General features: G+C 66.3%; 25 protein-coding genes. 12 read left to right on the top strand and 13 right to left on the bottom strand.

Annotated elements, in window-relative coordinates:
• Positions 1 to 172: 172 nt before the first annotated feature.
• Positions 173 to 592, top strand: coding sequence for a transcriptional regulator (locus ACKI1H_RS16170; RefSeq protein ID WP_138526182.1), 420 nt, complete (start codon positions 173 to 175; stop codon positions 590 to 592).
• A gap of 4 nt (positions 593 to 596) precedes the next feature.
• Here the strand turns inward: ACKI1H_RS16170 and ACKI1H_RS16165 are convergent, their stop codons facing one another.
• Both ACKI1H_RS16165 and ACKI1H_RS16160 read right to left on the bottom strand, forming a co-directional pair.
• Entirely contained in the window at positions 597 to 1,097 is a 501-nt protein-coding gene (locus tag ACKI1H_RS16165; RefSeq protein WP_440465585.1) for a GNAT family N-acetyltransferase, read from the bottom strand.
• Between the two features lie 92 nt (positions 1,098 to 1,189).
• Complete coding sequence (locus ACKI1H_RS16160) at positions 1,190 to 1,585, bottom strand: RidA family protein (RefSeq protein ID WP_440465584.1); 396 nt, start codon at positions 1,583 to 1,585, stop codon at positions 1,190 to 1,192.
• 149 nt (positions 1,586 to 1,734) lie between these two features.
• On the opposite strand from ACKI1H_RS16160, the gene ACKI1H_RS16155 reads away from it, so the two are divergent.
• Complete coding sequence (locus ACKI1H_RS16155; protein WP_440465583.1) at positions 1,735 to 2,658, top strand: LysR family transcriptional regulator; 924 nt, start codon at positions 1,735 to 1,737, stop codon at positions 2,656 to 2,658.
• A gap of 11 nt (positions 2,659 to 2,669) precedes the next feature.
• Here the strand turns inward: ACKI1H_RS16155 and ACKI1H_RS16150 are convergent, their stop codons facing one another.
• Complete coding sequence (locus ACKI1H_RS16150; RefSeq protein WP_440465582.1) at positions 2,670 to 3,335, bottom strand: O-methyltransferase; 666 nt, start codon at positions 3,333 to 3,335, stop codon at positions 2,670 to 2,672.
• A 96-nt stretch (positions 3,336 to 3,431) separates the two neighbouring features.
• Here ACKI1H_RS16150 and ACKI1H_RS16145 point away from each other — a divergent pair, with 96 nt between their 5' ends.
• Positions 3,432 to 4,061 carry a TetR family transcriptional regulator gene (locus ACKI1H_RS16145; RefSeq protein ID WP_138526187.1) on the top strand — a complete coding sequence of 210 codons (630 nt, stop codon included), beginning with the start codon at positions 3,432 to 3,434 and terminating at the stop codon, positions 4,059 to 4,061.
• Between the two features lie 4 nt (positions 4,062 to 4,065).
• Here ACKI1H_RS16145 and ACKI1H_RS16140 read toward each other — a convergent pair whose 3' ends face one another.
• Positions 4,066 to 4,758: a B3/B4 domain-containing protein gene (locus ACKI1H_RS16140; protein WP_440465581.1), complete on the bottom strand. Its 693-nt coding sequence runs from the start codon at positions 4,756 to 4,758 to the stop codon at positions 4,066 to 4,068.
• 439 nt (positions 4,759 to 5,197) lie between these two features.
• On the opposite strand from ACKI1H_RS16140, the gene ACKI1H_RS16135 reads away from it, so the two are divergent.
• On the top strand, positions 5,198 to 6,106 hold the full coding sequence (locus ACKI1H_RS16135) for an MBL fold metallo-hydrolase (RefSeq protein WP_440465580.1): 909 nt from the start codon (positions 5,198 to 5,200) through the stop codon (positions 6,104 to 6,106).
• 62 nt (positions 6,107 to 6,168) lie between these two features.
• On the opposite strand, the gene ACKI1H_RS16130 is transcribed toward ACKI1H_RS16135, so the two are convergent.
• Positions 6,169 to 7,053, bottom strand: coding sequence for a LysR substrate-binding domain-containing protein (locus ACKI1H_RS16130; protein ID WP_440465579.1), 885 nt, complete (start codon positions 7,051 to 7,053; stop codon positions 6,169 to 6,171).
• 379 nt (positions 7,054 to 7,432) lie between these two features.
• Between ACKI1H_RS16130 and ACKI1H_RS16125 the strand changes: the two genes are divergently transcribed.
• Entirely contained in the window at positions 7,433 to 8,980 is a 1,548-nt protein-coding gene (locus tag ACKI1H_RS16125) for a nucleobase:cation symporter-2 family protein (protein ID WP_138526191.1), read from the top strand.
• 69 nt (positions 8,981 to 9,049) lie between these two features.
• Here the strand turns inward: ACKI1H_RS16125 and ACKI1H_RS16120 are convergent, their stop codons facing one another.
• The 3 genes from ACKI1H_RS16120 to ptrR all read right to left on the bottom strand — a co-directional run bounded on the left by ACKI1H_RS16120 (position 9,050) and on the right by ptrR (position 11,047).
• Complete coding sequence (locus tag ACKI1H_RS16120) at positions 9,050 to 9,637, bottom strand: hypothetical protein (RefSeq protein ID WP_440465578.1); 588 nt, start codon at positions 9,635 to 9,637, stop codon at positions 9,050 to 9,052.
• A gap of 24 nt (positions 9,638 to 9,661) precedes the next feature.
• On the bottom strand, positions 9,662 to 9,976 hold the full coding sequence (locus ACKI1H_RS16115) for a hypothetical protein (RefSeq protein WP_440465577.1): 315 nt from the start codon (positions 9,974 to 9,976) through the stop codon (positions 9,662 to 9,664).
• A 192-nt stretch (positions 9,977 to 10,168) separates the two neighbouring features.
• Positions 10,169 to 11,047: a putrescine utilization regulator PtrR gene (gene ptrR / locus ACKI1H_RS16110; protein WP_440465576.1), complete on the bottom strand. Its 879-nt coding sequence runs from the start codon at positions 11,045 to 11,047 to the stop codon at positions 10,169 to 10,171.
• A 143-nt stretch (positions 11,048 to 11,190) separates the two neighbouring features.
• Here ptrR and ACKI1H_RS16105 point away from each other — a divergent pair, with 143 nt between their 5' ends.
• Complete coding sequence (locus ACKI1H_RS16105; protein ID WP_440465575.1) at positions 11,191 to 12,576, top strand: NAD-dependent succinate-semialdehyde dehydrogenase; 1,386 nt, start codon at positions 11,191 to 11,193, stop codon at positions 12,574 to 12,576.
• Positions 12,577 to 12,790: 214 nt separating this feature from the next.
• On the opposite strand, the gene ACKI1H_RS16100 is transcribed toward ACKI1H_RS16105, so the two are convergent.
• From ACKI1H_RS16100 to ACKI1H_RS16080, 5 genes are all read right to left on the bottom strand, one after another.
• Positions 12,791 to 13,318, bottom strand: coding sequence for a DUF3828 domain-containing protein (locus tag ACKI1H_RS16100; protein ID WP_440465574.1), 528 nt, complete (start codon positions 13,316 to 13,318; stop codon positions 12,791 to 12,793).
• A gap of 63 nt (positions 13,319 to 13,381) precedes the next feature.
• Complete coding sequence (gene qhpG / locus ACKI1H_RS16095) at positions 13,382 to 14,698, bottom strand: flavin-dependent monooxygenase QhpG (protein ID WP_440465573.1); 1,317 nt, start codon at positions 14,696 to 14,698, stop codon at positions 13,382 to 13,384.
• Between the two features lie 187 nt (positions 14,699 to 14,885).
• On the bottom strand, positions 14,886 to 15,557 hold the full coding sequence (qhpE, locus tag ACKI1H_RS16090; RefSeq protein WP_440465572.1) for a subtilisin-like serine protease QhpE: 672 nt from the start codon (positions 15,555 to 15,557) through the stop codon (positions 14,886 to 14,888).
• Positions 15,547 to 17,274 (bottom strand): ABC transporter ATP-binding protein, encoded by a 1,728-nt coding sequence (locus ACKI1H_RS16085; protein ID WP_440465571.1) that lies wholly within the window; start codon positions 17,272 to 17,274, stop codon positions 15,547 to 15,549. Before ACKI1H_RS16085 ends, qhpE begins: the two co-directional genes overlap by 11 nt.
• Positions 17,274 to 19,172, bottom strand: coding sequence for a sigma-54-dependent Fis family transcriptional regulator (locus ACKI1H_RS16080; protein ID WP_138526199.1), 1,899 nt, complete (start codon positions 19,170 to 19,172; stop codon positions 17,274 to 17,276). Before ACKI1H_RS16080 ends, ACKI1H_RS16085 begins: the two co-directional genes overlap by 1 nt.
• 260 nt (positions 19,173 to 19,432) lie before the next feature.
• Here ACKI1H_RS16080 and ACKI1H_RS16075 point away from each other — a divergent pair, with 260 nt between their 5' ends.
• From ACKI1H_RS16075 to ACKI1H_RS16050, 6 genes are all read left to right on the top strand, one after another.
• Positions 19,433 to 19,837 (top strand): MerR family transcriptional regulator, encoded by a 405-nt coding sequence (locus tag ACKI1H_RS16075; protein ID WP_138526200.1) that lies wholly within the window; start codon positions 19,433 to 19,435, stop codon positions 19,835 to 19,837.
• A 55-nt stretch (positions 19,838 to 19,892) separates the two neighbouring features.
• Positions 19,893 to 21,056 (top strand): isovaleryl-CoA dehydrogenase, encoded by a 1,164-nt coding sequence (locus tag ACKI1H_RS16070; protein WP_440465570.1) that lies wholly within the window; start codon positions 19,893 to 19,895, stop codon positions 21,054 to 21,056.
• A 114-nt stretch (positions 21,057 to 21,170) separates the two neighbouring features.
• Positions 21,171 to 22,778: a carboxyl transferase domain-containing protein gene (locus ACKI1H_RS16065; protein ID WP_440465569.1), complete on the top strand. Its 1,608-nt coding sequence runs from the start codon at positions 21,171 to 21,173 to the stop codon at positions 22,776 to 22,778.
• Positions 22,779 to 22,788: 10 nt separating this feature from the next.
• A complete protein-coding gene (locus ACKI1H_RS16060) occupies positions 22,789 to 23,601 on the top strand; it encodes a gamma-carboxygeranoyl-CoA hydratase (RefSeq protein WP_440465568.1) in 813 nt (270 codons plus the stop codon).
• Positions 23,601 to 25,562 (top strand): acetyl/propionyl/methylcrotonyl-CoA carboxylase subunit alpha, encoded by a 1,962-nt coding sequence (locus ACKI1H_RS16055; protein ID WP_440465567.1) that lies wholly within the window; start codon positions 23,601 to 23,603, stop codon positions 25,560 to 25,562. Before ACKI1H_RS16060 ends, ACKI1H_RS16055 begins: the two co-directional genes overlap by 1 nt.
• A gap of 149 nt (positions 25,563 to 25,711) precedes the next feature.
• On the top strand, positions 25,712 to 26,614 hold the full coding sequence (locus ACKI1H_RS16050) for a hydroxymethylglutaryl-CoA lyase (protein WP_440465566.1): 903 nt from the start codon (positions 25,712 to 25,714) through the stop codon (positions 26,612 to 26,614).
• The last annotated feature ends 101 nt before the right edge of the window (positions 26,615 to 26,715 follow it).

The following is a 26,715-nucleotide window of genomic DNA, read 5'->3' as shown; positions in this document are numbered from 1 at the left end:
TCTTGGGACAGATAGTCCGCCGCGCACGGCCTGCGCACCACTCGATTGCATCGATAGTGAGACTCGACGGTATTGATGGTTGCACGCCGCTTCGCAGGAAGTTCGAACCCTCCCCGCCCGGCCGGGTCGCAAATCAGGAAGCCCCCGTCTTTCCAACCCCGGAGGACATGCCATGAGCTATGACTGGGACCTGATCGAACGTCTGCTGCTGCGCGCCCAGGAATGCGCCGACCAACCCTACAAGGCCCGCGAGTGCGGCGAGGAAGTCGCCGAACAGCACCGTCTGCAGGGCGAGCCGCTGAACAGCAGCGTGGACCATCTGAAAAGGGTTGCCGGTGACCTGGAGGGTGATCTGCTCAGGAACGGCTATATCCGCCAGCGTCCGCGCGAGCATGGCGGCACCGGCAACAACTTCGAACTGACCGACCGCGGCACTGAGCTGCTCACCCTGATCAGCCGCAGCTTCCCGGACCACCTGGTGTTCCGTCAGTTGCTCGACGAACAGGGCGAAACCGCCCTGCTGCCGGACTCCTTCGACCTGCTGGCCGAGCGCGCCACCCGCGACCGGGTGAACGACCGGCCGGAACGCTGAGCGATCAGGCGCCAGCCAGCTCCATCACCATCTCGTGCCACGCCATGCCGCCGTGGTCCGACGCCGACGGCTTCACATAGCGATAGCCCATGCGCTCGTACAACGGCACGTGGCGATCCTTGCACATCAGGTGGATGGTGCGCTTGCCCAGGCCGCTCATGCGTTCGATGAAAGTGCGCATCATCAGCGAGGCGTAGCCCTTGCCCTGCTGCGCCGGGTCGATCACCACCGACATGATCACCACGTTGGGCGCTGCCGCGTCATGACCGACGAGTTCCTTGAACGCCTCGTCGGACATCACCACCTCGAACGCACAGCCGCTGTTGATGAAGCCGATGATCTCGCCGTCCAGCTCCATGATCAGGAAGCCTTCGGGATAGTGCGCGATGCGCGTGGCGATCTTCTCGCGGGTGGCTGCCTCGTCGCCTTCATAAGCGGTGGTTTCGATCTCGAAGCAGCGGTCGGTGTCGGCGGGGATGGCGGTGCGGAAGGTCGGGGCAGTCATGGAGAATTCCTGGCAGAACGAAACAGGACGGCATGGTAAAGAAACCCGGCCGCCCCGTCTCGCCGCCCTGCCCTGCGGCTCAGCGCTACGTTTCAGTGCGGCGGCAGGCGCGCGATCACCTTGATTTCGAAATCGAAGCCGTACAGCCAGGTTACGCCCACCGCCGTCACCGTCGGATAGGGGGCGGCGCCCCAATAGTCGGCGGCGACCTGCCAGGCACGCTCGAAATTCGCCTGGGGGTCGACCATGAAGATCGTCACGTCCATCACGTCCTCGAAGGTGCAGCCGGCGGCGGCCAGGATCGCATTGAGGTTAGTGAAGGCGCGTCGCACCTGGGCGTCGAGCCCCAGCTCGGGCGAGCCGTCCTCGCGACTGCCCACCTGACCGGAGACGAACAGCAGGCCGTTGCTGCGGATGGCCGGGGAATAGCGGTTGCGTTCATAAAGGGCCTGGCGGCCGGCGGGGAATACCACGTCACGAGTCGTCATCTGCTTGCTCCATCGAGGGGTTCAACGATGGAGGCAGGTTACGGTGCGTAGTGACGGCGATAATCGGGCAACACTGGCCAACATTGTTTGTAGAATCCAAACAATCAGCCCTTTCTCAGCGCCCTTTCAAGGGTCCAGCCGGAGCCGCCATGGACCGTTTCGATGCGATGCAAGCCTTCGCCCGCGTGGTGCAAACCGGCAGCTTCACCAAGGCCGCCGACACCCTGCACATGAGCCGCACCAGCGTCACCCAGCTGATCCAGCAACTGGAAGCGCGGCTGCGCGTGCGCCTGCTCAACCGCACCACGCGCAAGCTCAACCTTACCGCTGATGGCGCTGCGTACTACGAGCGCGTGGTGCGTCTGCTGGCGGACATGGATGACGCCGAGACCAGCCTCTCCAGCGCTGCCGCGGTGCCGCGCGGACGCCTGCGGGTGGACGTACCCAGCCCGTTGGCACGTCTGCTGCTGATCCCTGCCCTGCCCGACTTCCATGAGCGCTATCCGGACATCCAGATCGACCTGGGCGTCAGTGATCGAATGATCGACCTGATCGACGAGAACGTCGACTGCGTGGTGCGCGGCGGCGAACTCACTGACCTGTCACTGATGGCTCGCAAGGTTGGCGACCTGGCCCTGGGCGTCTTCGCGGCGCCCGCCTACCTGCGGCGCGTCGGCGTGCCCCGACATCCGCGCGACCTGGAAGACGGCCAGCAACGCATCGTCGGCTACCTCTGGGCGCGCACCGGCAAACCGCTTTCCTACGCCCTGGAGAAGGACGGCGAGAATGTCCAGGTCCACGGTCGTCCGGTGCTGACGGTGGACGACGGCAACGCCTACCTGGCCGCAGGAATTGCCGGCATGGGCGTACTCTGGTTGCCGCGCTACATGGCATTGGACGCCCTGGCGCGCGGCGAACTGGTGGAGCTGTTCGGCGACTGGAGCATGCCGAGCATGCCGCTGTACCTGGCCTTCCCACCCAATCGCCACGTCAGTGCCAAGCTGCGGGTGTTCATCGACTGGGTCGTCGAGCTGATGGCGCGGCATGCGCCGGTGGCCCAGCCGACGCTGTAGCCACCGCAGCTTCAACCCAGGCGCATGGACAACTCCACATCGTCGGCGAAGGGAATCGACAGGTAGCGCCCGCCCGGCAGTCTCACTTCGGCAAGGTACTCCGGGCAGTAATCGGCGTTGTCCGCGATGATCATCGCACCGGGGCGCAGGCGACTTTCCACCAGGGCAAGAATGTCCGGGTAGAGGGACTTGGCGCCATCGAGCAGCAGCAGGTCGATGCGTTCGGGCAGATCGTGGGCCAGGGTCTGCAGCGCGTCGCCCTGGCGGATCTCTACCAGGTCGGCGACACCGCCGGCCACCAGGTTGGCGTGCGCCCGCGCCACTTTCGAAGGTTCGAACTCGCTGGTGATCAACCGGCCGCCGCCGTTGTCGCGCAGTGCTGCCGCCAGATGCAGGGTGGAGATGCCGAACGAAGTGCCGAACTCGACAATGTGCTTCGCGCCGATGCCACGCGCCAGCATGTACAGCAGCGCACCAGTCTCCCGCGAGACAGGCAGCGGCTGGTCCTTGAGCTGGCCATAGAGTTCGCGGTACTGCGTCTTGCTCTGCATCAGGCGTGTCAGCGCGGCCTGGTCGAGGTTGGCGAAGGCCGGGCTGGACTGCGGAGAAGCCGCGTCGGCCTCCTCGAACAGGTGTTGCAACAGGGGCGCCACGGGGGCGGAAGTGAGGGTCGTCATGGTGGGTTTCCCGTGTGGAATTTGAGTGCGAAACAGCGCCCGACTAGAATGCGATCTTTTCGTCAGGTTTTACTATTCGCATTGCCGGAGCCAGCCATGAGCGAACGCCGCAGCCCGCGTATTTCCACACGCAAGGAACCGAAACAGGCCCGTTCCAACGACCTGGTGACGGCCATTCTCGACGCCGCTGTTCAGGTTCTGGAGAAGGAAGGCGCCCAGCGTTTCACCACCGCGCGGGTCGCCGAGCGTGCCGGGGTCAGTGTGGGCTCGCTGTACCAGTACTTCCCGAACAAGGCCGCGATCCTGTTCCGTCTGCAGAGCGATGAGTGGCGACAGACCACCGAGATGCTGCGCGGCCTGCTAGTCGATGAAAGCCAGCCGCCGCTGCAGCGCCTGCGTAACCTCGTGCACGCCTTCATCCGCTCCGAGTGCGAGGAGGCGCGCATGCGCATCGCCCTGAGCGATGCGGCTCCGCTCTACCGCGACGCGCCCGAGGCCCGAGAGGCCAAGGCCGCCGGCGCGGGGATTTTCCACGCGTTCATTGCCCAGGTCCTGCCACTCACCAGCGAATCGCAACGCACACTCGCCCGCGAACTGATCACCACGACACTCGGCTCGGTGGGCAAGCAGTTCTCGGAAAGCCCGCGCAGCTCGGAAGAGATCGAGGCCTTCAGCGGAGCCATGGCGGATATGTTCTGCGCTTACCTGGAAAGCCTCGCGAAGTGACGGCTCAGGCCCTGCACTCCACCAGCAGCACCTCGGCCCTCGCCCCCGGCATCATCGCCTGCAACCCGGCAACCAATTGGTCGCCCGCCTCGTGCAGGGCCTTCAGCGGCATCTCCGGCAGGCTTTCGAGGATGAACCACATACGCTGAGCCTCTGCGTCCAGGCGGGTGCGCACACCCTGCCGCCAGTTCCAGCGCCGGCAGGTAACGCCAATCTCGTCGCGCCAGATGACCTCGCCGGCATCGGGAGACTCATGGGCCGGTGCGCCGTCCTTCATCGTGTCGAAGGCTTCGCTGCCCCCGGCAATCGTCAGGCTGGGCGTGCCGACGTAGGCGGCGAGGTTTTCCCCACCGACAGGAATCGCGAACTGCACGCTGATGGCGTTGTACAGGTCCACCACCGGATCGATGCTCGGCAGGCTGCCGTCACGCAGCGCGCGCTTGCGCAGCGCCTCCGCCGAACAGGGCGTGCGCTGGGGCTTGGCGCCGAAGCGGCGGAACACCTCGGCCCAGGCCGCCAGGTGCGCATCGGCCCAGGCCGGCTCGCTCGCCTGGAGTGCCGCGCAGGCCCGCTGCAGGGCCTGCTCCGCCACTTCCGGATGAAGGATCGGCGCCGCTTCCAGGGTGATGCTCAGGGCACGAAAGCCGGGGGCGATGGAAGCAATGGCAGGATCGATGTGAGGTGTGACGGGTTGCATGGCGATTTCCTTGGTGTACGGCGAAACAGGGTGATGCGGACTCTCGGGTTGCCCGCCTCAACGGCGGACGAAATTGCGCTTGTTGTAGTCGCCCCAGGCGACGGAAAGGGTATTGAGCAGGCAAAGCAAGGTGGTCCATCTGGACTTCATTGGAATAGCTCCGGAAACAGTGGGAATGGGGCACGAACAGCGCGCCCGACCCGCACAGTTCTACCGACATGGCGTCATCGCTGCCATGAAATCCCCGAATGAATAATTAGCCCTGCTTATGCAGAACCGCACAAATCAGCTTCGCTAATCCCGCCAGGCTTTAGTTGAACTGAACTGTCGGGCCGCAAAAAACGTGCATTGAAGTGCGCCCTTGTCAGCGGTGAGATGACCAGGCGGACAACCCGCCGCCAACGCCCACCGACCACAACGAGAAAGAGGTTCGCGCCCCATGCGCACGCTGATCAAAGTCCTGGCCCTGGCTTCCACCACCCTCCTCGGCGCGCCCTTCGCCGCGACCGCTGCGCAAGTGCCCAAAGCTGCAAGCCCGGCCTTCGTCGTACACAAGCTGACGGACTTCCTCTACGCCATCGGCGAGCCGAACTACTACCAGAAGAACTATTCGTACCTGCTGGTGGGTTCGCAGCAGGCGCTCATGTTCGATTCCGGCGCCAACCAGAAGGAAGACATCACCCAGGTCGCCCGCCAGATCACCGATAAACCGCTTTCGGTACTGCCCTCGCACCTGCACTTCGACCACCTGGGCGGGCTGCACAACTTCCAGAGCATCTACCTGGTGGATACGCCCTTCACCGCCAGATTCCGTCGCGCCGACGGTCTCTACCAGGTGCCCGAACCGGTCTATCTGGGCAACATCGACCACATGACCCTCGCACCCTTCAAGGTTTCGCGACTGGTGAAGCCCGACGAGGTGATCGACCTGGGCGGCCTGAAGCTGCGCCTGCTGAGCATGCCCGGCCACACGCCGGACGAAGTCGCGCTGTACGACGAGGCGCACAACATCCTGCTCTCCGGCGACCACCTCTATCCGTCCTGGCTGCTGGCAGGGAACCTCAAGGACTATGTCGCTTCGCTGGACAGTACCCTGAAGGTGATCAACCCGCAGACCACGCTCTACGGCGCCCACGCCGACGAGGACCCGAGCAAGGTGCCCGCGATGACCTATGCCGACGTCGTCGCGGTTCGCGACAAGATGCAGCAGATCCAGGCCGGTCGCGCGAAGGGCGAAGCCTTCAGCGATCCGGAGCTGATCAAGAGCTCGGAGCTGTACAAGGTGGAGAAGGACATCAGCATCCTGACCGACATCCAGTTCACCGATGGGCGCGGGTACGGGTACTGAAACCCGCGCTCAGTCCGCCTTTTTGCAGGCTCACCCAACCCGCAGCGCTCCCGGGCTGCGAACTACTCACCCACCGACAGCAACCACTCGATGAACGCCCGGACCTCCGGGCGTTCGCGTTTCGCCTCTGGGCAGACCACGTAGTAGTTGTGCACCGCCGCTACCGAGATCGGCAACGGGCGCACCAGCCGCCCTTCGTCGAGATCGCGCTGTGACACCGTCTCATCGCTGAGCGCCACGCCGAAACCATCGCGCGCCGCCTGCAGGACCATGCCGAAATCCTCGAAATGGATGTCCTCGGCGCCCCCTCGATAGTGGCCAGCCTCGGCCAACCATTGCTGCCACTGGCTACCATCGTCCTCATGCAGCAACCGGTGCCGCGCCAGGTCAGCGGCCTCGCCGATGGCCAGCGGCCCGCGCAGGTACTGCGGGCTGCACACCGGCGTCATACGGATACCGTGCAGCAGGCGCCACCAGACACCCGGCCACGGCGGCGTGCCGTAGATCACCGCCACGTCGGCGCGGCGCCAGTCCACCTGCGGCATGCCCGGCGCGGTGATCACGCTCACCCGCACCGAACGCGACTCCTCCATGAAGCGCAGCAGCGGCCGGGTCAGCCACTCCACGCCTTCGGCCGGCGGGATCGACAGACAGATTTCCACCCGTTCCTCTTCCAGCCTGAGGCCCGTCTGCAAGGCCTGGACGGCCTCGGTGATCTCACCCATGGCACGGGCCACGCGCTGCTGCAGCTCCCGTCCACCGGCGGTCAGCACCAGCTGGCGACCGCGTTTCTCGAACAGTTCCACCCCCAGGCTGGCCTGCAGCGCCTTCACCTGCTGGCTGACCGCGCCCGTGGTGACGTGCAGCTCGACGGCGGCCGCCGCCAGGCTGCCCAGGCGGGCCACGCTTTCGAACACCCTGAAACTGTGCAGCGGCGGAAGGGCCATCTCTATGCGAAATCCGGCGAAGAGCGAGGCGGACGGTTATAGCAGGCCCGGCCTCGGCAGGGGAGCACCGCCATCACCTCACAGCGCTGGCCCGCAATTTGCGATGACCTGTGTACAGCGGGCCGGCAAGAACCTTTCGGAGCTTTGCATGCAGCCAACTGGTGCTTTTGGATTCAAACATGCACACATTTCGTGCAAGGCACACCGAGTCAGGATTTCATGCAGAACGCCGATTGCAGAGCTATCGAACCTGAGAAAACACATAACCGACCGGTCAGATTCCGGACCATCGGCCATAAACATGTATACAAAACAGTGGATATTTCCCACGAACTTTGTCTACAGTGGCCGCACAACAAAAACAAGCGAGTCCTCAGCCATGAATGATCGTTCAGCTGTAGCGTCCGCCGGAGCACGCCCGGAAGACGAGAACCTCGGAATCGGCGCCAACCTGGCGTACGGCCTGCAACACGTTCTGACCATGTACGGCGGTATCGTCGCCGTGCCCCTGATCCTCGGCCAGGCGGCCGGGCTCTCCCCCAGCGAGATCGGCCTGCTGATCGCCGCCTCGCTCTTCGCCGGTGGCCTCGCCACCCTGCTGCAGACCCTCGGCATCCCCTTCTTCGGCTCGCAGATGCCGCTGGTGCAGGGCGTATCCTTCGCCGGTGTCGCCACCATGATCGCCATCCTCGGCGGCGGCTATGAAGGCGGCGGCCTGAACGCCGTGCTCGGTGCGGTAATGGCAGCCTCGTTCATCGGTTTCCTGATCACGCCGATCTTCTCGCGCATCACCAAGTTCTTCCCGCCACTGGTTACCGGCATCGTCATCACCACCATCGGCCTCACACTGATGCCGGTGGCAGCGCGCTGGGCCATGGGTGGCAATCCCAAGGCAGCGGAATTCGGCAGCATGGCCAACATCGGTCTCGCCGCCCTCACCCTGGTGATCGTCCTGCTGCTGAGCAAGCTGGGCAGCGCATCCATCTCGCGCCTGTCGATCCTGCTGGCCATGGTGATCGGCACCCTGATCGCCGCCGCCCTGGGGATGACCGACTTCTCCCGCGTGGCCGAAGGCCCGATGGTGGCCTTCCCGGCGATCTTCCATTTCGGCATGCCGACCTTCCACGTCGCCGCGATCCTCTCGATGCTGATCGTGATCATGGTGACCCTGGTGGAAACCTCGGCGGACATCCTCGCCGTCGGTGAGATCATCGGCACCAAGGTCGACTCCAAGCGCCTGGGCAACGGTCTGCGCGCAGACATGGCGTCGAGCATCCTGGCACCGATCTTCGGCTCCTTCACCCAAAGCGCCTTCGCCCAGAACGTCGGCCTGGTGGCCGTGACCGGCGTGAAGAGCCGCTATGTGGTCGCCACCGGCGGCCTGATCCTGGTGACCCTCGGCCTGCTGCCGGTGATGGGCCGGGTGATCGCCGCAGTACCCTCCTCCGTGCTCGGTGGTGCCGGCGTGGTGCTGTTCGGCACCGTGGCGGCCAGCGGTATCCGCACCCTGTCCAAGGTGGACTACCGCAACAACATGAACCTGATCATCGTCGCCACCTCCATCGGCTTCGGCATGATCCCGATCGCCGCTCCCAGCTTCTACGAGCACTTCCCCAGCTGGTTCGCCACCATCTTCCACTCGGGCATCAGCTCGGCGGCGATCATGGCCATCGGTCTCAACCTGCTGTTCAACCACCTCAAGACCGGCAACTCCAACCAGCAGTCGGTGTTCGTCGCCGCCGAGGAACGCACTCTGCGCTACCGCGACATTGCCGCGCTGAACGAAGGCGACTACTTCCAGAACGGCAAGCTGTACGACGCCGAAGGCAACGAGGTCCAGGTGGTCGGCGACGATCACGACCACGATGAGCACCACGCGCCCGCCGCCAAAACGGTGAAGCGCGAGACGGTGAACAGCAGCGCCTGACGATCTGTCCGATGCTCATGAAAAGGCCCCTTGCGGGGCCTTTTTCGTTTGCGCCGCCCAAAGGCCGGTTCAGTGCAGCGCCACCGCCGAGTCTTCTTCGGCCGAGGCCACCACCATGGCCACCGGATCAGCATGGGGCGGCACTGATTCCGCTTCGGCCTCGGGCGGTGCGCTCACCTCCAGCATCAGTGACGCGGAAGGCCCGCCTCCCGGTGGCGGATTGACCACCACCACGGTCAGGACGCCGCCAACGGCCACATCCTCGGGCAACAGCTGGAAGGCCAGGCGCGAGCTGTCGGCCAGCGACGTCTCGCGCTCCCGCCCATTCACCTGCACCCGCGCTCCTCGACTGAACCCCTTGCCGCGCAGGGTGACGTAGAGCGACTGGGCGTCGAGAACCGGCGGCTGCGCTTCGGTAATGACCGCCAGGGGGTTTTCCAGTGGATCCTTGCGCCGCGCGTCACCAGCAGGATGGCGAGTGCGGAACAGCGCATCGAGGAGGACGGCGAACTTGTCGGTGCCCTGCTTGGACGCCATCCCCACCAACCCGGCCATGGCCATCAGCCCGTAGAGGTTGACGCTGGCCGGGTCGCTCGCGGCATTCACTGCCAGGAACACCGCACGCACGATCAGATAGAGCAGCAGCGCCAATGCCATGCCGATGCACGGCTTGAGCAGGTATCACCAGATCCAGCTGGCCATGAAGCGGTCGTTGCCAACGAAGTCGCCGAACGACTTCGCGACATGGACGAAACTGCCCAGCGCGCCGGCAACCATGACCATCACCAGCAACCGCGCATCCGGCCCCGGGCACCAACCGATCAGGCATTGCACGCCAGGGTCGCCGACCGCGCCAGCGGGTGGGAATTTTGGATAGGACTGCGGCCACAGGCTGACCAGGGCGACCGCCAGGACCAGGGCGAAGAGCATCAGCCCGGCGCCCATCAGGGTGATCTGCAACGCATTGGCGCGTCGTCTCTTGCTGCGTGTCTCCATCATGCGCTCCGGGCAGAAGGCCAGCGGGGAAAACGCCCTGCCGCGAAGGGCGTTTTCCGCCTTCGCACGACGGACAGAGAAATTCACGTTAGCGCAGCGCAAAGCCGCTGCAAGAGGCCCTGGTGATTTTTTAACCGCTGTCTCGATGGCGTTACGTAATGCCGCCGAAACAGCGCCCGCAAAGCCCCGTGTTCAGGCCACTTCAGCCTCAGGCAGGGACCCGTCCAGTAGTCCGATAAATGCCCGCAACGCCGGCGTATCGGTGCCACGCCGCCAGAACAGCCAGGTCGTCGCGTCGGCATGCTGCGGTGCCAGGCGGTGGATCGCCACGTTGCGACCGCCGGCCAGGCTGTCGAACATCGCCCGCGGGATGATCGCCACACCGCCACCCGCCGCGATGCAGGCGAGCATGCCGTGGTAGGACTCCATCTCGACGATCTTGCCCGGCACCACGCGGTGCTCGGCGAACCAGCCTTCCAGGCGCTTGCGGTAGGAACAGGTATCGCGGAAGGCGAACACCGTCTCCCCGGCCACGTCCCGCGCGTCATGCACCGGCGCATGGTGCCTGGCGCTCATCAGCACCAGCTCCTCGCGGTACACCGGCTGGCCGTCCAGTTGCGGGTGGTTGGCCGGGCCGTCGGCGAAGGCGGCGATGAAACGGCCGGAGAGCACCCCGTCGATCATCTCGCCCGAAGGGCCGGTGGAAAGGTCCAGCTGCACCTTCGGGCACTGCTGGTGGTAACGCGCGAGCATCTCCGGGATACGCACTGCCGCCGTACTCTCCATCGAGCCCAGGGAGAAGCCGCCATGGGGCTCGGCCCCCACCGCCACCTGCCGGGCTTCCTCCACCAGATCGAGGATGCGCTCGGCGTAATCGAGGAAGCTGCGGCCCGTAGGCGACAGACGGAGGCGCAGCTTTTCGCGGAGGAACAGCTCGGTACCCAGCTCCGCTTCCAGCTGCTTGATCCGCGTGGTCAGGTTCGAAGGCACGCGATGCAGACGGGCCGCGGCGGCGGTGATGCTGCCCTCGTGGGCGACAGCGCGGACGATTTCCAGCTGGGTCAGGTCCATCATTCTCTCCGAGAGAAAGAGTCTTTCTTGATTATTCATTTTACATGAATGAATGCACATCTTAATTTCTGCGCCATCCCGGAGCCACCCGCCCGGACGAACGACCGGCCTTGCGCCCTTACACAGAACAAGCAGGACTCACCATGAACCAGATTGCCGCCATCCCCGCTGCCATCTCCCGCAGCCCCGCCACCGGCCAGGAACTGGCCCGCTACAGCTTCGAAGACGCCGCCCAGCTGGAAACCTCGCTGGCCCGTACCGATGCCGCGTTCCGCCAATGGCGCGACACCAGCATCGCCGAGCGTGTCGCCGTGCTGCGCAAGATGGCCGAAGTGCTGCGCGCCAACGTCGAGCCGATGGCCCGCATGGAAGCCCAGGAAATGGGCATGCCGGTCACCCAGGCCCGTGGCGAAATCAACAAGTGCGCCAACCTCTGCGAGTGGTACGCCGACAACGGCCCGGCCATGCTCGAAGACGAGAAGACCAGCATCGAAGGCGCGTACATCTCCTACCTGCCGCTGGGCCCGGTCCTGGCCGTGATGCCTTGGAACTTCCCCACCTGGCAGGTCATGCGTGGCGCGGTGAGCATTATCCTGGGCGGCAACACCTACGTGCTCAAGCACGCGCCCAACGTCATGGGCTGCGCCTATCAGCTGCGCGACGCCTGGCTGCAGGCCGGCCTACCGGAAGGCGTGTTCGAGGTGCTGAACGTCGAGCCGCCGCTGGTCTCCAAGGCCATCGCCGATGACCGCATCGCTTCCATCGCCGTGACCGGCAGTGTCGGCGCCGGCGCCGCCATCGCCTCCCAGGCCGGTGCCGCGCTGAAGAAGTGCGTCCTCGAACTGGGCGGTTCCGACGCCTTCATCGTGCTCGCCGACGCCGACCTCGATGCCGCCGTGAAAGCCGCCGTCGCCAGCCGCTTCGGCAACTGTGGCCAGGTGTGCATCGCCGCCAAGCGCATGATCCTCGAAGCATCCATCGCCCCGGCCTTCACCGAGAAACTGCTGGCCGCCGTCAAGGCACTGAAGATCGGCGACCCGCTGGCGGACGACACCTTCGTCGGCCCCATGGCCCGCTTCGACCTGCGTGACGAACTGGACGGCCAGGTACAGCAGGCCATCGCCGATGGCGCGACCCTGCTGCTGGGCGGCCACAAGCTCGAAGGCGAAGGCAACTACTATGCTCCGACCGTGCTGGCCAACGTGAAGCCGGGCAACACCGCGTTCAAGAAGGAAATCTTCGGCCCTGTCGCTTCGCTGATCGTCGCCCGTGACGCCGAGCATGCCCTGGAGCTGGCCAACGACAGCGAGTTCGGCCTCTCCGGCGCGATCTGGAGCGCCGACAAGGCCAAGGCCCAGCACATGGCCCGTCGCCTGGTCAGCGGTGGCGTGTTCATCAACGGCTTCTCCGCCTCCGATCCCCGCGTACCGATCGGCGGCGTGAAGAAGAGCGGCTTCGGTCGCGAGCTGTCGCACTTCGGCCTGCGCGAGTTCACCAACCCGCAGACCGTGTGGATCGACCGCAAGTAAGTCGTTCTGAAAGCAGAAGGCCCCTCTATCGCCAAGCGGTAGCGGGGCCTTTTTCATCGGCAATGCGCCGTGCCTGCTCGCGAACAGAATCGAGCCCGGACTCAGGCCGTAGGGCGCATAACCTGGAACAGGTTATGCGCCGGTGCATCCTGCGGCGGATAACGCTTGCGTGTTATGCGCCCTACAAGAACTTGAGACGCGCCTGCAGGTTGAATCAGGGTTTGGCCGCGTTCTTCTTCAACTGCAACAGCTCCCGGGTGCTATGCCGCAGGTTCTCGGCCAGGCTGCCCTGCTCATTGAAGCAGTCTTCGACCAGCCAGCCCCCGGCCGTGCGATGCAGCAACAGGCCAAGGTCACGGTCCTCCCCCGTCAGGGCATCCTTGAGCACCACCCGTGCCTTGATTCGCTCGTCGTCCACCGGAGCAAACTCCAGCGACTTCACCTTGATATCGCCCCAGTCCTGGCAATCGCACAGCGGATCGCCACCCAGGTAGCCCAGTTCACCGTCGGCGGCATCCTGGTCAGCCTTCATCAGCGCGATCAGCGAGGCATCGTAGACGTCCTCTTCCTTCAGCGACGGGTTCGGCACGCCCGGACCGTCCGGCGAGTAGCTGGCATACAGCTGGCGCACGAAGCGCTCCGCGCTGGCGGTGTCGGCCACCGACGTCGAAGCCGCGAGCGAGGTATCGAAGAGCGTCAGCAGGATCAGCGACAGGGCAAAGGCGGATCGCAGGAAGGCCATGGGATTCTCCATCGGGCAGCCGCACATCATCGCCCGACGCAGCCTCGAAAATCCGTGAAGTGGTTAAAGCTGCGGGCGATAGCCCTGGGACAGCAGCCAGCCCTGGAAGACCCGGCGGCGCTCCGGCGGCAAGTCCGCCAGCACCTGCGCCTCCGGCTCCACGCGCAGCCGCCGCAGCCAGGGCGCCAGCTCCAGGCCATTCAGATGCCAGATGCCCAGCGGCTGGTCGGCGCTGACTACTACTTCCGCTTCGTCGACGAACTCGCCGTTAAGCACGGGCGCGCGCTCGATGCGCAGGCTGGCGAAGTCCGCCGGCATGTGGCTCGGCTGCTCATCCGGCCAGGCGCGGCGCGCCTGCCAGAACGGCTGGTCGGCCCAGTGTGTTTCGCTGGCATAGAAGTCGCGGCCGACGCGGGCGAAACGCAGGAACAGCTGCTCGACCCGCTGCTGGTGGAAGCGTCGGGCCAGTTCCGCCCGCTCCGGCGCGCGCAGCAACGTGTTGACCACCAGCGGCGCCTGCAAGGCCGAGGACAGCGACTGGAAGATGCCATTGCCCGACAACGGGTCCACCGCCATCGCCGCATCACCCACGCGAATCCAGTTGTTGCCACAGGCTTCCAGGCAGACGATCGCCGTACTGCTGCGGGCGTGCAGGTCCAGTTCGCACTCCCTGGCATCACCGAAGAATTGCCGGACCAGCTTCGACGTGCTGCGGCGCTCGCGGCAGTAGTCCGGCAGTTGCTCGCGGGGCGGCAGTTGGCTGCTGGCGACATCCAGGGTGAGCTGCCAGTAGCAGCGCCCATCCTCCAGCCGCGCCATCCACGCCCAGCCATCGGCCAGGCTCTCCACTGCCGTTGCCAAGGGGCCGGGTTCGCCCTGCCAGCGGTTCAGCAGGCTGAGGGTTTCCGGGCCGCGCCTGGCCTTCATGCCCTTCTGGTTCAGCGGCGCCTGCCGGCCACGGGCCTCGACCAGAAAGACGCCCTGCACTTCCCGGCCGTTTTCGAGTTTCACGCGCCAGCCGGAGCCATCTTCCGCCACGCCCAGCACCTGGGCTTCGATCAGTTCGACGCCGGCTTGCCGCAGGTCCTCGCGCAGTCCTGCATCGAAGCGTGGGCGGTCGAGGACGCATTCGATATTCTGCGCGCTTTCCACACCGTTCCAGTGCACCCGACGTTGCGAGGGCGGCGCGGCACACTCCAGCGCACGGCTCAGACCGGCATTGCGAAGGCCTTCGAGCACGCGTTGGGAAACACCTTCGACGGCGGCGAAGCGGCGCCATTCGCTGATCACGATGACCGGATGCCCCAGGCGACGCAGACCGAGCGCGACGGCGGCTCCGGCGGGGCCGGAGCCGAGGATCAGGATCGGGAGTTTATTCATGCTCCGAATACCCTCTCCCTAACCCTCTCCCTGAAGGGAGAGGGGACTGTCCGGAGCGGTTGGGAAGATTGGCGTTCGGCTGAGCATTGCTGAGCAACAGGAAAACTGCGTACCTCCAGCAGCGCCGAACAGCTCCCTCTCCCTTCAGGGAGAGGGCTGGGGAGAGGGAACTGTGCTCGACCTCCACTCACAAACTCACCTTCCGCTCGATCCCCCGGAAAGCCGCCTTCTCGCGCATCACCTCGACGAGCTGCACATTCGAAAGTTTCGGCCGCTCGACCAGCAGCGCCGCCAGATGGCTACTGAAGGCCGCGCAGCCCAGGCTTGCACCGGAGCGCCCAGCAACGGTCACCGCCGCGCCGAAATCCGCCTGCGGGCTGTCCAGCCAGGACCACTCTCCTTCGCCGCAACGCGCATCGCCCGTCACCCGGATCACCCCCGGATAGCTCGCCGGAAACACAGGCTCACCCCGCGCCGGGCTGGACGCGCAAACCAGCACGCCGGCTTCGATCAGCTCCGCCACGGCCTCACGCAGGATGGGGCGATCCTGTCGCACGCCCAGGCTCAGGTTGATCACCCGTACGCCCTGCTCGCCCAGCCAATGCAGCGCGGCAGCTATTTGCAGCGGGCTGGTCACGCCACGCTCATCGAAGACCTGGGCGACGCAAAGACGGGCACCGGGCACATGGGAAAGAATCGCTTCGCAGACGACGCTGCCGTGGCCCAGTGCATCCGCCAACGAATCACCCTCGGCATGGCCGTCGTCGGTGAGGAAGAAGCGTCGCGCACCGCTGACGCTCGCGGACTGGGACTCAGCGAAACCACTATCGACCACCCCAACGCGCAGCTCAGGCCTCATGACGCTGCACCGGCTGAGCCTCGCGCACACGCATCTGCCCATCCTGCAATTCCAGGTGCAGGTCTGCAGCGGCCAGGGTCGAAGTACGGTGGCTGATCAGCAGGCGCGTGCGCCCGGCGAACAACTGGTCGATGGCCGCGATCACCTCGCGCTCGGTGCTCTCGTCCACCTGCGACGTAGCCTCGTCGAGCACCAGGATCAGTGGGTCCTGCAACAGCGCGCGGGCGATGGCGATGCGTTGCTTCTGCCCACCGGAAAGCTGCTGGCCGCGCTCGCCCAGCGGGCTGTCGAGGCCTTCGGGCAGGCTGGCGATCAGGCTGCCGAGCTGCGCCGCGCGGGCGGCCTTCTCGATGGCCTCGCGGCTCGACTCGGGCGCGCTGTAGGCCAGGTTGTCGGCCAGGCTGCCACGGAACAGCACGATGTCCTGGCTGACCACCGCCACGCGCCGACGCAGGGCTTGCAGGTCAAGTTCGCGCAGGTCCACGCCGTCCAGCAGGATGCGTCCCTGGTCGGGGTCGTAGAAACGTTGCAGCAGGTCGATCAGCGTGCTCTTGCCAACGCCCGAGGGGCCACTCAGCGCGACCTTGAGGCCGGCGGGAATCACCGCCTGTACAGCTTGCAGGACCGGCTGCGCGCGGCCCGGCCAGGCGTAATGCAGGTTTTCCAGGCGCAGCTCACCCACCGACGGCATCGGTCGTGGCGCGGTGGGCGAAACGATGGTCGCTTCCTCGCCGCGCAGCTCCATCACCCGGCCGAGGCTGACCGTCATGCGCTGCAGCGCGACGTACAGGCCGAGCAGGCTCTGCACCGGCCCGATGGCCATGCCCAGGTAGGTGGAAAAGGCAATCAGCGAACCCAGCTGCCAGGTCCCCTGCACCACCCAGTAACCGCCGACCAGGAAGGCACAAGCGCGGGACAGCGACATCAGCGTGCCGGGCACCGCCTGGGTGAAGAATTCGGTGAGCTGCAGGCGCAGCAGCTGGCCCAGGTAGCCCTGGCCCAGCCCTTCCAGGCGCCCGGCTTCGCGGTTCTGCTGGCCGGCAGACTGGATGAACTTCATTGCCGGCAACGTCTCGACGAAGAACGACGAAAGGTCCGCCGAACGCTCGCGCAGGCCGCGCGCCTCGCGCTCCACCTTGCGCCGCATCCAGCGTAGCCAGAGCACGTCCAGCGGGATCAGCAGCGCCACCAGCAGCGAGAGTTTCCACGACAGGGTGAGCAACAGCACCAGCGCGCCAACCAGGCCGATCACGCTGGAGACGGCGGAGAACAGCGAGTCCACGGCGAAGCGCTGGATCTCGGCGACGTCACCATCGAGCCGGGACATCAGGTCGCCGATGCGGCGGCGGCCGAAGAAGCTCGGCGACAGGGTCTGCAGGTGGCGGTACAGCGCGTCGCGCAGGGAGAACAGGATGCGCCCGGACAGGCGAGTGTGCAGGTAGCGGTTCAGGCCGGACAACGCCGTGCCGACCAGTCCGACGACGATCATCGCCCCAGCCACCATCACCAGCACCGGGAAGTCCTTCGCCAGCAGGCCGTCATCGATCAGCGTCTTGGTCAGCCACGGCTGCGCCAGCACCAGCAGCGAGGCGCAGAACGACAACCCCAGCAGGCCGGCGATAGCGGCCTTGTGCGGACGCACGAAGCCGTACAACCAGCGCAGCGAGGCCTTGAGCGCCTGAGGGTCGTCGCTCTCGATAAGGCGGGTGAAGAACATCAGCCCACCTTGAGTTGCTTGAGCTTGCGGTACAGCGTGGCGCGACTGATACCCAGCGCGTCGGCAGCCGCGGAGACGTTGCCCTGGTGGCGCTCCAGCGCCTGGCGGATCAGCTCCAGTTCGTTCTCGCGGATGCTGCCGCTCTGCGGACGCTCGCCGGCGGCGAGTTCGTCCAGAGTGCTGTCCGGCAGGTGGTCGAGGTTCAGTTCCTCCTCGCCTTCCTCGCGCATGGCCAGCGCCGTGCGCAGGACCATCTCCAGCTGGCGGATGTTGCCCGGCCAGTGGTACTCGCGCAGCAGGCCGAGCAGTTCGGCGGAAAGTTTCACCTTGGGCGCACCGAGGCGCGCAAGCAGGCCGCTAGCCAGTTCGGCGAGGTCGTCGCGCTCGCGCAGCGCCGGCAGCTTCACGCTGATGCCGTTGACGCGGTAGTAGAGGTCTTCGCGGAAGTGCTTTTCTTCCACCAGGCGCTTGAGGTCGCGGTGGGTGGCGCAGATCAGCGCGACGTCGATGTCCTGTTCCTCGCCGGCCCCCAAGGGCGCCACCTTGCGCTCCTGCAGCACGCGCAGCAGGCGCGCTTGCAGGGCCAGCGGCATATCGCCGATCTCGTCGAGGAACAGCGTGCCGCCGTGGGCCTGCTGCAACCGGCCGACCATGCCACCACGCCGCGAGCCGGTGAAGGCGCCGTCGCGGTAGCCGAACAGCTCGGACTCGATCAGGCCTTCGGGAATCGCCGCGCAGTTCACCGCGACAAAGGGCTTGTCGCTGCGCGCGCTGGCCTGGTGCAGGGCGCGGGCCACCACTTCCTTGCCGCTGCCGGTTTCACCCAGCAGCAGCACGGGGAGTTCGTTCACAAGCCCCTGGCGCGCCATGCGCAGGGCACGGGCGTAACGCGGGTGACTGCCGGCCAGGGCTTCGAGTTCGGGACCGGCGGCCGGGCGTGGCGCGCGGGCGCTGACCGGCACCGCGTGGCTGCGCAGCGGTGCCTGGAGCGTCTTGTAGAAAAGCTCACCCTTGGGCGTCTGCAGGCTGCCGACACCGCCCTGGTAGAGACGGCCGAGCAGCTGGTCGCCGCGCAGGCCGAGAAGGTCTTCGCTGCGCCGGCCCACCAGGCTTTCGCGGTGGGCACCGAGCAGTTGGCAGGCCTGGCCGCTGACGGCCAGCACCTTGCCGTCGAGGCCCAGCGCCAGCAGACCCTGCCAGGCGGAATCCAGGTACTGGCGGCGGTAATGGAAGGCGATCACCACCTGCCCCGGATGGCTGACGGCGAACAGCCGCGCCTCGATCTGGAACACCGCGAGGCTGAGCAGCGAGAGGCTTTCGCGCGGGCCGGAAAGCGGTCCTTCGCGGGTCATGTCGAGCACGCCGAGCAACGTGCCTTGTGGCCCTTCGATGGGTACCGAGGTGCAGGAGAAGCGGCTCAGGCGGTCGAGGAAGTGTTCGCCGCAGTCGATCTGCGTGGCGCGTTTTTCCACCAGCGCGGTGCCCAGGGCGTTGGTGCCGCGGGACGCCTCGCTCCAGCAGGCGCCCTGGACGATGTCGGCCAGTCCCTTGCTCTGCATGCGCTCGCGGGCGCCCTCGACGGAGAGGATGGTGGCGTCGGCGTTGGCCAGGATGATCACGCCGTCGTGGCCCTGGCGCTGTTGCAGGTAGTCGAGCTCGGGGGTGGCGGCGTCGAGCAGCAGGCGGTTGCCGGCCAGCAGCACGTCGGGTTTGACGCGCGTGTCGAGGCCGTGCTCGGTGCCGCTGGCACAGTCCAGGCCATGGCCGACGCTGCGCCGCCAGGAGGCGTCGATTTCCTCGCGGAGCACGCCGCTGGGGACTTCACCTTCCTGTTGCAGGCGTTCACGGGCCAGGTGGGCTTCACGCAGCAGGTCGCTGCTTATTGTTCTTGTAGTCATGCATCGCTCCGGTAGGTTCCGCGCCCCATTTCAGGGAGGTCGGGCGCGGAACTCGCAGGCTGGTCAGGGCTGTGTACACCCGCAGACGGCGTCAGTAAAGGGGAAGCCCCCGGTAGGAAAGTCTAGTAGGGAGCAGCAGGCAATTCCCGCGCCACTCCCCCTTCTCACTCGCTTGCTGCGCCGCCATCGAGTTGTGTTGACAGTGACTCAAGGCAGGTTTACGTTAACGTAAAGGTAAACGACCTAGCAAGAGCATTCCCATGGCCACGACCTACACCATCTCCGAGCTTGCCCGCGAACTGGACGTCACCACCCGCGCCATCCGCTTCTATGAAGAGCAGGAAATGCTCAGCCCCGAGCGCCGCGGGCAGGAGCGTGTCTACAGCGCGAAGGACCTGGTGGCCCTGAAGCTGATCCTGCGCGGCAAGCGTATCGGCTTCTCGCTGGCCGAGTGCAAGGAGCTGATCGACCTCTACGACCCCAGCAGTGGCAACACCCGGCAGTTGCAGACCTTCCTCGACAAGATCACCGCGCGCCGCGCGCAGCTTGAGCAACAGTTGCTCGACATCGAGCAGATGAAACTGGAACTGGACACGGCCGAGGAGCGCTGCCTGGCGGCCATGGCCGAGACTGACAAACCCCGCAAGCAGCGCGCCACGAGCTGACCTCGCCGCCCTGCCGCTCCCTCATCCGCATATAAATACAAGTACAGGTGATCCCATGAGCTACCCCTCCCTCAACTTCGGCCTCGGCGAAACCATCGACATGCTGCGCGAGCAAGTGCAGGGCTTCGTCGCCAGCGAACTCGCCCCGCGCGCCGCGCAGATCGACGCCGACAACCTGTTCCCCATGGACATGTGGAAGAAGTTCGGCGACATGGGCCTGCTCGGCATCACCGTCGCGGAGGAATACGGTGGCGCCAACATGGGCTACCTGGCCCACGTCATCGCCATCGAGGAGATCAGCCGTGGCTCGGCGTCGGTCGGCCTGTCCTACGGCGCGCACTCCAACCTGTGCGTCAACCAGATCAAGCGCAACGGCAACGCCGAGCAGAAAGCCAAGTACCTGCCCAAGCTGATCAGCGGAGAGCACATCGGCGCGCTGGCCATGAGCGAGCCCAACGCCGGCTCTGATGTGGTGTCGATGAAGCTGCGCGCCGAAAAGCGCGGCGACCGCTTCGTCCTCAATGGCAGCAAGACCTGGATCACCAACGGCCCGGACGCCAACACCTACGTGATCTACGCCAAGACCGAGCCGGAGAAAGGCGCCCACGGCATCACCGCATTCATCGTCGAGCGCGACTGGAAAGGCTTCAGCCGTGGCAGCAAGTTCGACAAGCTGGGCATGCGCGGCTCGAACACCTGCGAGCTGTTCTTCGATGACGTGGAAGTGCCGGAAGAGAACGTGCTGGGCGCCGTCAACGGCGGCGTGAAGGTGCTGATGAGCGGCCTGGACTACGAGCGCGTGGTACTGGCCGGCGGCCCGATCGGCATCATGCAGGCCTGCATGGACGTGATCGTCCCCTACATCCACGACCGCAAGCAGTTCGGCCAGAGCATCGGCGAGTTCCAGCTGATCCAGGGCAAGGTCGCCGACATGTACACCCAGCTCAACGCCAGCCGCGCGTATCTGTACGCTGTGGCCCTGGCCTGCGACCGTGGCGAGACCACCCGCAAGGACGCCGCCGGGGTGATCCTCTACACCGCCGAGCGCGCCACGCAAATGGCCCTGGACGCCATCCAGATCCTCGGCGGCAACGGCTACATCAACGAGTTCCCCACCGGCCGCCTGCTGCGCGACGCCAAGCTCTACGAGATCGGTGCCGGCACCAGCGAAATCCGCCGCATGCTGATCGGCCGCGAGCTTTTCAACGAGACTCGCTAATCCCGACTCGCCGATTCGTAGGATGGGTGGAGCGAAGCGATACCCATCGGCTCGACCTGCGATGGGTATCGCAGGCTCCACCCATCCTACCTGCCCTTCGCACGTGGAGACGCCATGACCATCCTCGGCACCCAACTCAACACCCGTTCCCCGGAATACGCCGCCAACGCCGCGACCATGCTGGAGAACGTCCAGGACCTACGCGCCGTCCTCGGCCGCGTCCATGAAGGCGGCGGCGCCGCCGCCCAGGCCAAGCACACCGCGCGCGGCAAGCTCTTGGTGCGCGAACGCATCAATCGCCTGCTCGACGCCGGCTCCCCTTTCCTCGAAGTCTCCGCCCTCGCCGCCCATGACGTGTACGGCGAAGACGTCGCCGCCGCCGGCGTGGTCGCCGGCATCGGCCGGGTGGAAGGCGTGGAGTGCATGATCGTCGGCAACGACGCCACGGTGAAAGGCGGCAGCTACTACCCGCTGACCGTGAAGAAGCACCTGCGCGCCCAGACCATCGCCCAGCAGAACCGCCTGCCGTGCATCTACCTGGTGGACTCCGGCGGCGCCAACCTGCCGCGCCAGGACGAAGTCTTCCCCGACCGCGAACACTTTGGCCGGATCTTCTTCAACCAGGCCAACATGAGCGCCCAGGGCATTCCGCAGATCGCCGTGGTGATGGGCTCCTGCACCGCCGGCGGCGCCTACGTGCCGGCGATGAGCGACGAGACCATCATGGTGCGCAACCAGGCCACCATCTTCCTTGCCGGCCCGCCGCTGGTGAAGGCCGCGACCGGTGAGGTGGTGAGCGCCGAGGACCTGGGCGGCGCCGATGTGCACTGCAAGACCTCCGGCGTGGCCGACCACTACGCCGAGGACGACGAGCACGCGCTGGCCATCGCCCGCCGCTGCATCGCCAATCTCAACTGGACCAAGCAGGGCCAGCTCAACACCCGCGCCCCGCGCGTCCCGCTGTACGCCAGCGACGAGCTGTACGGGGTGATCCCGGTGGACAGCAAGCAGCCTTTCGACGTGCGCGAGATCATCGCGCGCCTGGTCGACGGTAGCGAATTCGACGAGTTCAAGGCGCTGTTCGGCACCACCCTGGTGTGCGGCTTCGCCCACTTGCACGGCTACCCAGTGGCGATCCTCGCCAACAACGGCATCCTCTTCGCCGAGGCCGCGCAGAAAGGCGCGCACTTCATCGAACTGGCCTGCCAGCGCGGCATCCCGCTGGTGTTCCTGCAGAACATCACCGGCTTCATGGTCGGCCAGAAGTACGAGGCCGGCGGCATCGCCAAGCACGGCGCCAAGCTGGTCACCGCCGTGGCCTGCGCCCAGGTACCGAAGTTCACCGTGATCATCGGCGGCAGCTTCGGCGCCGGTAACTACGGCATGTGCGGCCGCGCCTACGACCCACGCTTCCTGTGGATGTGGCCCAACGCGCGGATCGGCGTGATGGGCGGCGAGCAGGCCGCCGGCGTGCTCGCCCAGGTCAAGCGCGAGCAGGCCGAACGCGCCGGCAACGCGCTGTCCGCCGAGGAAGAGGCGAAGATCAAGGCACCGATCCTCGAACAGTACGAGCGCCAGGGGCATCCCTACTATTCCAGCGCACGACTGTGGGACGACGGCGTGATCGACCCGGCGCAGACCCGCGACGTACTCGGCCTCGCCCTCTCCGCCTCGCTCAACGCGCCTGTCGAAGCGACCCGCTTCGGCGTCTTCCGCATGTAAGGCCGCTGCCATGACCGACTCTCAGAACATCGCCTTTCAGAATATTGAGCTCGATATCGACCCGCGCGGCGTCGCCAACCTGTGGCTGAACCGCCCGGAGAAGAACAACGCCTTCAACGCCCAGACCATCGCCGAGCTGATCCAGGCGCTGGCCTCCGTGGCCAGCGACGACCGCGTGCGCCTCGTCGTGCTGCGCGGCCGTGGCCGCCACTTCTGCGGCGGCGCCGACCTGTCGTGGATGCAGGAATCCGTGCAGCTGGACTACCAGGGCAACCTGAACGATGCCCAGCAGCTCGCCGAACTGCTCTACAACCTGCACCAACTGCAAAAGCCGACCCTGGCCATCGTCCAGGGCGCGGCCTTCGGCGGCGGCGTGGGTCTGGTCTCCTGCTGCGACATGGCGCTGGCCGCCGAGGACGCGCAGTTCTGCCTGTCCGAAGTGCGCATCGGCCTGATCCCAGCCACCATCGGCCCGTTCGTCAGCAAGGCCATCGGCCAGCGCGCCGCCACCCGCTACGCCATGACCGCCGAGCGTTTCAGTGGCATCCGCGCCCGCGAGTTGGGCCTGGTGGACGAAACCTACCCGGCGGCCGAACTGGACGACGAGGCCGAGGCCTGGATCGCCAACCTGCTGAACAACAGTCCGGCGGCCCTGGTGGCCTGCAAGGCGCTGTTCCATGAAATCGGCGCCGGTGAACTGACCCCCGAACGCCGCCGCTACACCGAAGCCGCCATCGCCCGCATCCGCATCAGCCCCGAGGGGCAGGAAGGCCTGCGCGCCTTCCTGGAGAAGCGCAAGCCGGCCTGGCAGGAGCAAGTCTGATGAAGAAGATCGATACCCTGCTGGTGGCCAACCGCGGCGAGATCGCCTGCCGCGTGATGCGCACCGCCAAGGCCCTGGGCCTGACCACCGTGGCCGTGCACAGCGCCACCGACCGCCACGCTCGCCACGTCGAAGAGGCGGACATCGCCATCGACCTGGGCGGCGCCAAGCCGGCTGAAAGCTACCTGCGCGCGGACGCCGTACTGGCCGCCGCGAAAGCCGCCGGCGCCCAGGCCATCCACCCCGGCTACGGCTTCCTCTCGGAGAACGCCGGCTTCGCCCGCGCCTGCGAAGAGGCCGGGCTGGTCTTCCTCGGCCCGCCGGCCAGCGCCATCGACGCCATGGGCAGCAAGTCCGCGGCCAAGGCCCTGATGGAAACCGCCGGCGTGCCGCTGGTACCCGGCTACCACGGCGAGGCCCAGGACTACGCCACCTTCCAGCTCGAAGCCGAGCGTATCGGCTACCCGGTGCTGCTCAAGGCCGCCGCCGGTGGCGGTGGCAAGGGCATGAAGGTGGTCGAGCGCGAAAGCGAACTGGCCGAGGCGCTGGAGTCCGCCCAGCGCGAAGCGCAGTCCGGATTCGGCGACTCGCGCATGCTGGTGGAGAAATACCTGACCAAGCCGCGCCACGTGGAAATCCAGGTGTTCGCCGACCAGCACGGTCACTGCCTGTACCTCAACGAACGCGACTGCTCGATCCAGCGCCGCCACCAGAAGGTGGTGGAAGAAGCGCCGGCACCCGGTCTCTCCGCCGAGCTGCGCGCCGCCATGGGCGAGTCCGCCGTGCGCGCTGCCCAGGCCATCGGCTATGTCGGCGCCGGCACCGTGGAGTTCCTCTACGACGAAGGCAGCGGCCAGTTCTTCTTCATGGAGATGAACACCCGCCTGCAGGTGGAGCACCCGGTCACCGAAGCCATCACCGGCCTCGACCTGGTGGCCTGGCAGATCCGCGTCGCCCGCGGCGAGCCGCTGCCGATCACCCAGGAACAGGTGCCGCTGAATGGCCACGCCATCGAAGTGCGCCTGTATGCCGAAGACCCCGAGGGCGGCTTCCTGCCCGCCAGCGGCCACCTCGCGCTGTACCGCGAACCTGCCGCCGGCCCCGGCCGCCGCACCGACAGCGGCATCCGCGAGGGCGACGACATCTCGCCGTTCTACGACCCGATGCTCGCCAAGCTGATCGCCTGGGGTGAGAACCGCGAGGAAGCGCGCCAGCGCCTGCTGTCGATGCTCAGCGAAACCGCCGTCGGCGGCTTCAAGACCAACCTCGCGTTCCTGCGTCGTGTGCTGGCCCACCCGGCCTTCGCCGAGGGCGAACTGGACACCGGCTTCATCGGCCGTTACCAGGACGCCTTGCTGCCCGCCCCTACCGCGTTGCCTGAACGCTTCTGGCAGCTGGCTGCGGAGGCCTGGGTGCAGAGCGAAGCCGCCCGTGTGCGCGGTGACGACGCCCACTCGCCCTGGTCCGCCCAGAGCGGCTGGCGCAGCGGCCTGCCAGGGGAAACCGACCTGCACCTGCTGGCCAAGGGCGAGTCGCAAGTGGTGCGTCTGCGCCATGCCGACGGCCAGCGCATCGCCCAGCTCGATGGACAGTACCTGGACGTGAAGGACGGCGAGATTCGCCGCCGCCACCAGGTGATCCGCCGTGGCGACAGTCTCTATCTGGAATGGAACGGCGAACTGGTCGGCGTGCAGCGTTTCGACCCCATCGCCGAGGCCGAAGCCGCGCATTCGCACCAGGGCGGCCTGGGCGCGCCCATGAATGGCAGCATCGTGCGCATCCTGGTCGAACCCGGCCAGAGCGTCGAAGCCGGCACCGCGCTGGTGGTGCTCGAAGCCATGAAGATGGAACACAGCATTCGCGCGCCGCACGCTGGCGTGGTGAAATCGCTGTATTGCAGCGAAGGCGAGCTGGTGTCCGAAGGGACGGCGCTGGTCGAACTGGAAGAAGCGCCCGCCTGACACGAGCTTTTGTAGGAGCGAGCTTGCTCGCGAACCCGCTTCACTCCGATCACCTCGGGTGCAATGCGTTCGCGAGCAAGAACTAGGCGTCCCCCTCGCTCCTACGAAGAGCAATAGCGCCCTTCGCACCCATCCAACGAGGACATTTCATGACCCTGCCCCAATCCGTCCGCCTGGTCGAAGTCGGCCCGCGCGACGGCCTGCAGAACGAGAAGCAACCCATCGCCGTGGCCGACAAGGTACGCCTGGTGGACGACCTGACCGCCGCCGGCCTGGGTTACATCGAGGTCGGCAGCTTCGTCTCGCCCAAGTGGGTGCCGCAGATGGCTGGCTCGGCCGAAGTCTTCGCCGGCATCCAGCAGAAAGCCGGCGTCACCTACGCCGCCCTGGCGCCGAACCTGAGGGGCTTCGAAGCCGCGCTGGAATCCCAGGTGAAGGAAGTCGCGGTGTTCGCCGCCGCCTCCGAGGCCTTCTCGCAGAAGAACATCAACTGCTCGATCAAGGAGAGCCTGGAGCGCTTCGTCCCGGTGATGGAAGCGGCACGCCAGCATGGCGTGCGCGTGCGCGGCTACGTCTCGTGCGTGCTCGGTTGCCCCTATCAGGGTGAAGTGGACGCAGCGCAGGTCGCCGCCGTCGCCGCGGAACTGCACGCCATGGGCTGCTACGAAGTTTCTCTCGGCGACACCATCGGCGTCGGCACCGCCGGCGCAACCCGCCACCTGTTCGAGGTCGTCGGCCAACGTGTGCCGCGCGCGCAACTGGCCGGGCACTTCCACGACACCTACGGCCAGGCCACGGCGAACATCTACGCCAGCCTGCTGGAAGGCATCGCGGTGTTCGACAGCTCGGTCGCCGGTCTCGGCGGCTGCCCCTACGCCAAGGGCGCCACCGGCAACGTCGCCACCGAGGACGTGCTCTACCTGCTCAACGGCCTGGGCATTCACACCGGCATCGACCTGGACCTGCTGATCGACGCCGGCCAGCGCATCGGCGCGGTGCTCGACAAGCCAAATGGCTCACGCGTGGCCAAGGCGCAACTGTCCAAGCGTTGAGACACTGCGCTTTTCGTAGGAGCGAGCTTGCTCGCGAACAAAACCCGCTGCCGGCCCGGTTCGCGAGCAAGCTCGCTCCTACGAAGAGCCCCTCCTGCTGA

The organism is Pseudomonas sp. YH-1 (assembly GCF_051990045.1).
GTDB lineage: Bacteria > Pseudomonadota > Gammaproteobacteria > Pseudomonadales > Pseudomonadaceae > Pseudomonas > Pseudomonas nicosulfuronedens.
Note: the sequence above shows the minus strand (reverse complement) of the source record. Positions and strands in the feature narration are given on the sequence as shown.

What these genes read in the sequence shown, in the direction of transcription:
- ACKI1H_RS16075 (WP_138526200.1), top strand. Translation starts at nt 19,433, where the DNA reads ATGGCCACGACCTACACCATCTCCGAGCTTGCCCGCGAACTGGACGTC.
- ACKI1H_RS16140 (WP_440465581.1), bottom strand. Translation starts at nt 4,758, where the DNA reads ATGCAACCCGTCACACCTCACATCGATCCTGCCATTGCTTCCATCGCC.
- ACKI1H_RS16050 (WP_440465566.1), top strand. Translation starts at nt 25,712, where the DNA reads ATGACCCTGCCCCAATCCGTCCGCCTGGTCGAAGTCGGCCCGCGCGAC.
- ACKI1H_RS16085 (WP_440465571.1), bottom strand. Translation starts at nt 17,274, where the DNA reads ATGTTCTTCACCCGCCTTATCGAGAGCGACGACCCTCAGGCGCTCAAG.
- ACKI1H_RS16155 (WP_440465583.1), top strand. Translation starts at nt 1,735, where the DNA reads ATGGACCGTTTCGATGCGATGCAAGCCTTCGCCCGCGTGGTGCAAACC.
- ACKI1H_RS16065 (WP_440465569.1), top strand. Translation starts at nt 21,171, where the DNA reads ATGACCATCCTCGGCACCCAACTCAACACCCGTTCCCCGGAATACGCC.
- qhpE (WP_440465572.1), bottom strand. Translation starts at nt 15,557, where the DNA reads ATGAGGCCTGAGCTGCGCGTTGGGGTGGTCGATAGTGGTTTCGCTGAG.
- ACKI1H_RS16100 (WP_440465574.1), bottom strand. Translation starts at nt 13,318, where the DNA reads ATGGCCTTCCTGCGATCCGCCTTTGCCCTGTCGCTGATCCTGCTGACG.
- ACKI1H_RS16055 (WP_440465567.1), top strand. Translation starts at nt 23,601, where the DNA reads ATGAAGAAGATCGATACCCTGCTGGTGGCCAACCGCGGCGAGATCGCC.
- ACKI1H_RS16120 (WP_440465578.1), bottom strand. Translation starts at nt 9,637, where the DNA reads ATGGCATTGGCGCTGCTGCTCTATCTGATCGTGCGTGCGGTGTTCCTG.
- ACKI1H_RS16170 (WP_138526182.1), top strand. Translation starts at nt 173, where the DNA reads ATGAGCTATGACTGGGACCTGATCGAACGTCTGCTGCTGCGCGCCCAG.
- qhpG (WP_440465573.1), bottom strand. Translation starts at nt 14,698, where the DNA reads ATGAATAAACTCCCGATCCTGATCCTCGGCTCCGGCCCCGCCGGAGCC.
- ACKI1H_RS16060 (WP_440465568.1), top strand. Translation starts at nt 22,789, where the DNA reads ATGACCGACTCTCAGAACATCGCCTTTCAGAATATTGAGCTCGATATC.
- ptrR (WP_440465576.1), bottom strand. Translation starts at nt 11,047, where the DNA reads ATGGACCTGACCCAGCTGGAAATCGTCCGCGCTGTCGCCCACGAGGGC.
- ACKI1H_RS16145 (WP_138526187.1), top strand. Translation starts at nt 3,432, where the DNA reads ATGAGCGAACGCCGCAGCCCGCGTATTTCCACACGCAAGGAACCGAAA.
- ACKI1H_RS16125 (WP_138526191.1), top strand. Translation starts at nt 7,433, where the DNA reads ATGAATGATCGTTCAGCTGTAGCGTCCGCCGGAGCACGCCCGGAAGAC.
- ACKI1H_RS16150 (WP_440465582.1), bottom strand. Translation starts at nt 3,335, where the DNA reads ATGACGACCCTCACTTCCGCCCCCGTGGCGCCCCTGTTGCAACACCTG.
- ACKI1H_RS16160 (WP_440465584.1), bottom strand. Translation starts at nt 1,585, where the DNA reads ATGACGACTCGTGACGTGGTATTCCCCGCCGGCCGCCAGGCCCTTTAT.
- ACKI1H_RS16130 (WP_440465579.1), bottom strand. Translation starts at nt 7,053, where the DNA reads ATGGCCCTTCCGCCGCTGCACAGTTTCAGGGTGTTCGAAAGCGTGGCC.
- ACKI1H_RS16135 (WP_440465580.1), top strand. Translation starts at nt 5,198, where the DNA reads ATGCGCACGCTGATCAAAGTCCTGGCCCTGGCTTCCACCACCCTCCTC.
- ACKI1H_RS16165 (WP_440465585.1), bottom strand. Translation starts at nt 1,097, where the DNA reads ATGACTGCCCCGACCTTCCGCACCGCCATCCCCGCCGACACCGACCGC.
- ACKI1H_RS16070 (WP_440465570.1), top strand. Translation starts at nt 19,893, where the DNA reads ATGAGCTACCCCTCCCTCAACTTCGGCCTCGGCGAAACCATCGACATG.
- ACKI1H_RS16115 (WP_440465577.1), bottom strand. Translation starts at nt 9,976, where the DNA reads ATGGAGACACGCAGCAAGAGACGACGCGCCAATGCGTTGCAGATCACC.
- ACKI1H_RS16105 (WP_440465575.1), top strand. Translation starts at nt 11,191, where the DNA reads ATGAACCAGATTGCCGCCATCCCCGCTGCCATCTCCCGCAGCCCCGCC.
- ACKI1H_RS16080 (WP_138526199.1), bottom strand. Translation starts at nt 19,172, where the DNA reads ATGACTACAAGAACAATAAGCAGCGACCTGCTGCGTGAAGCCCACCTG.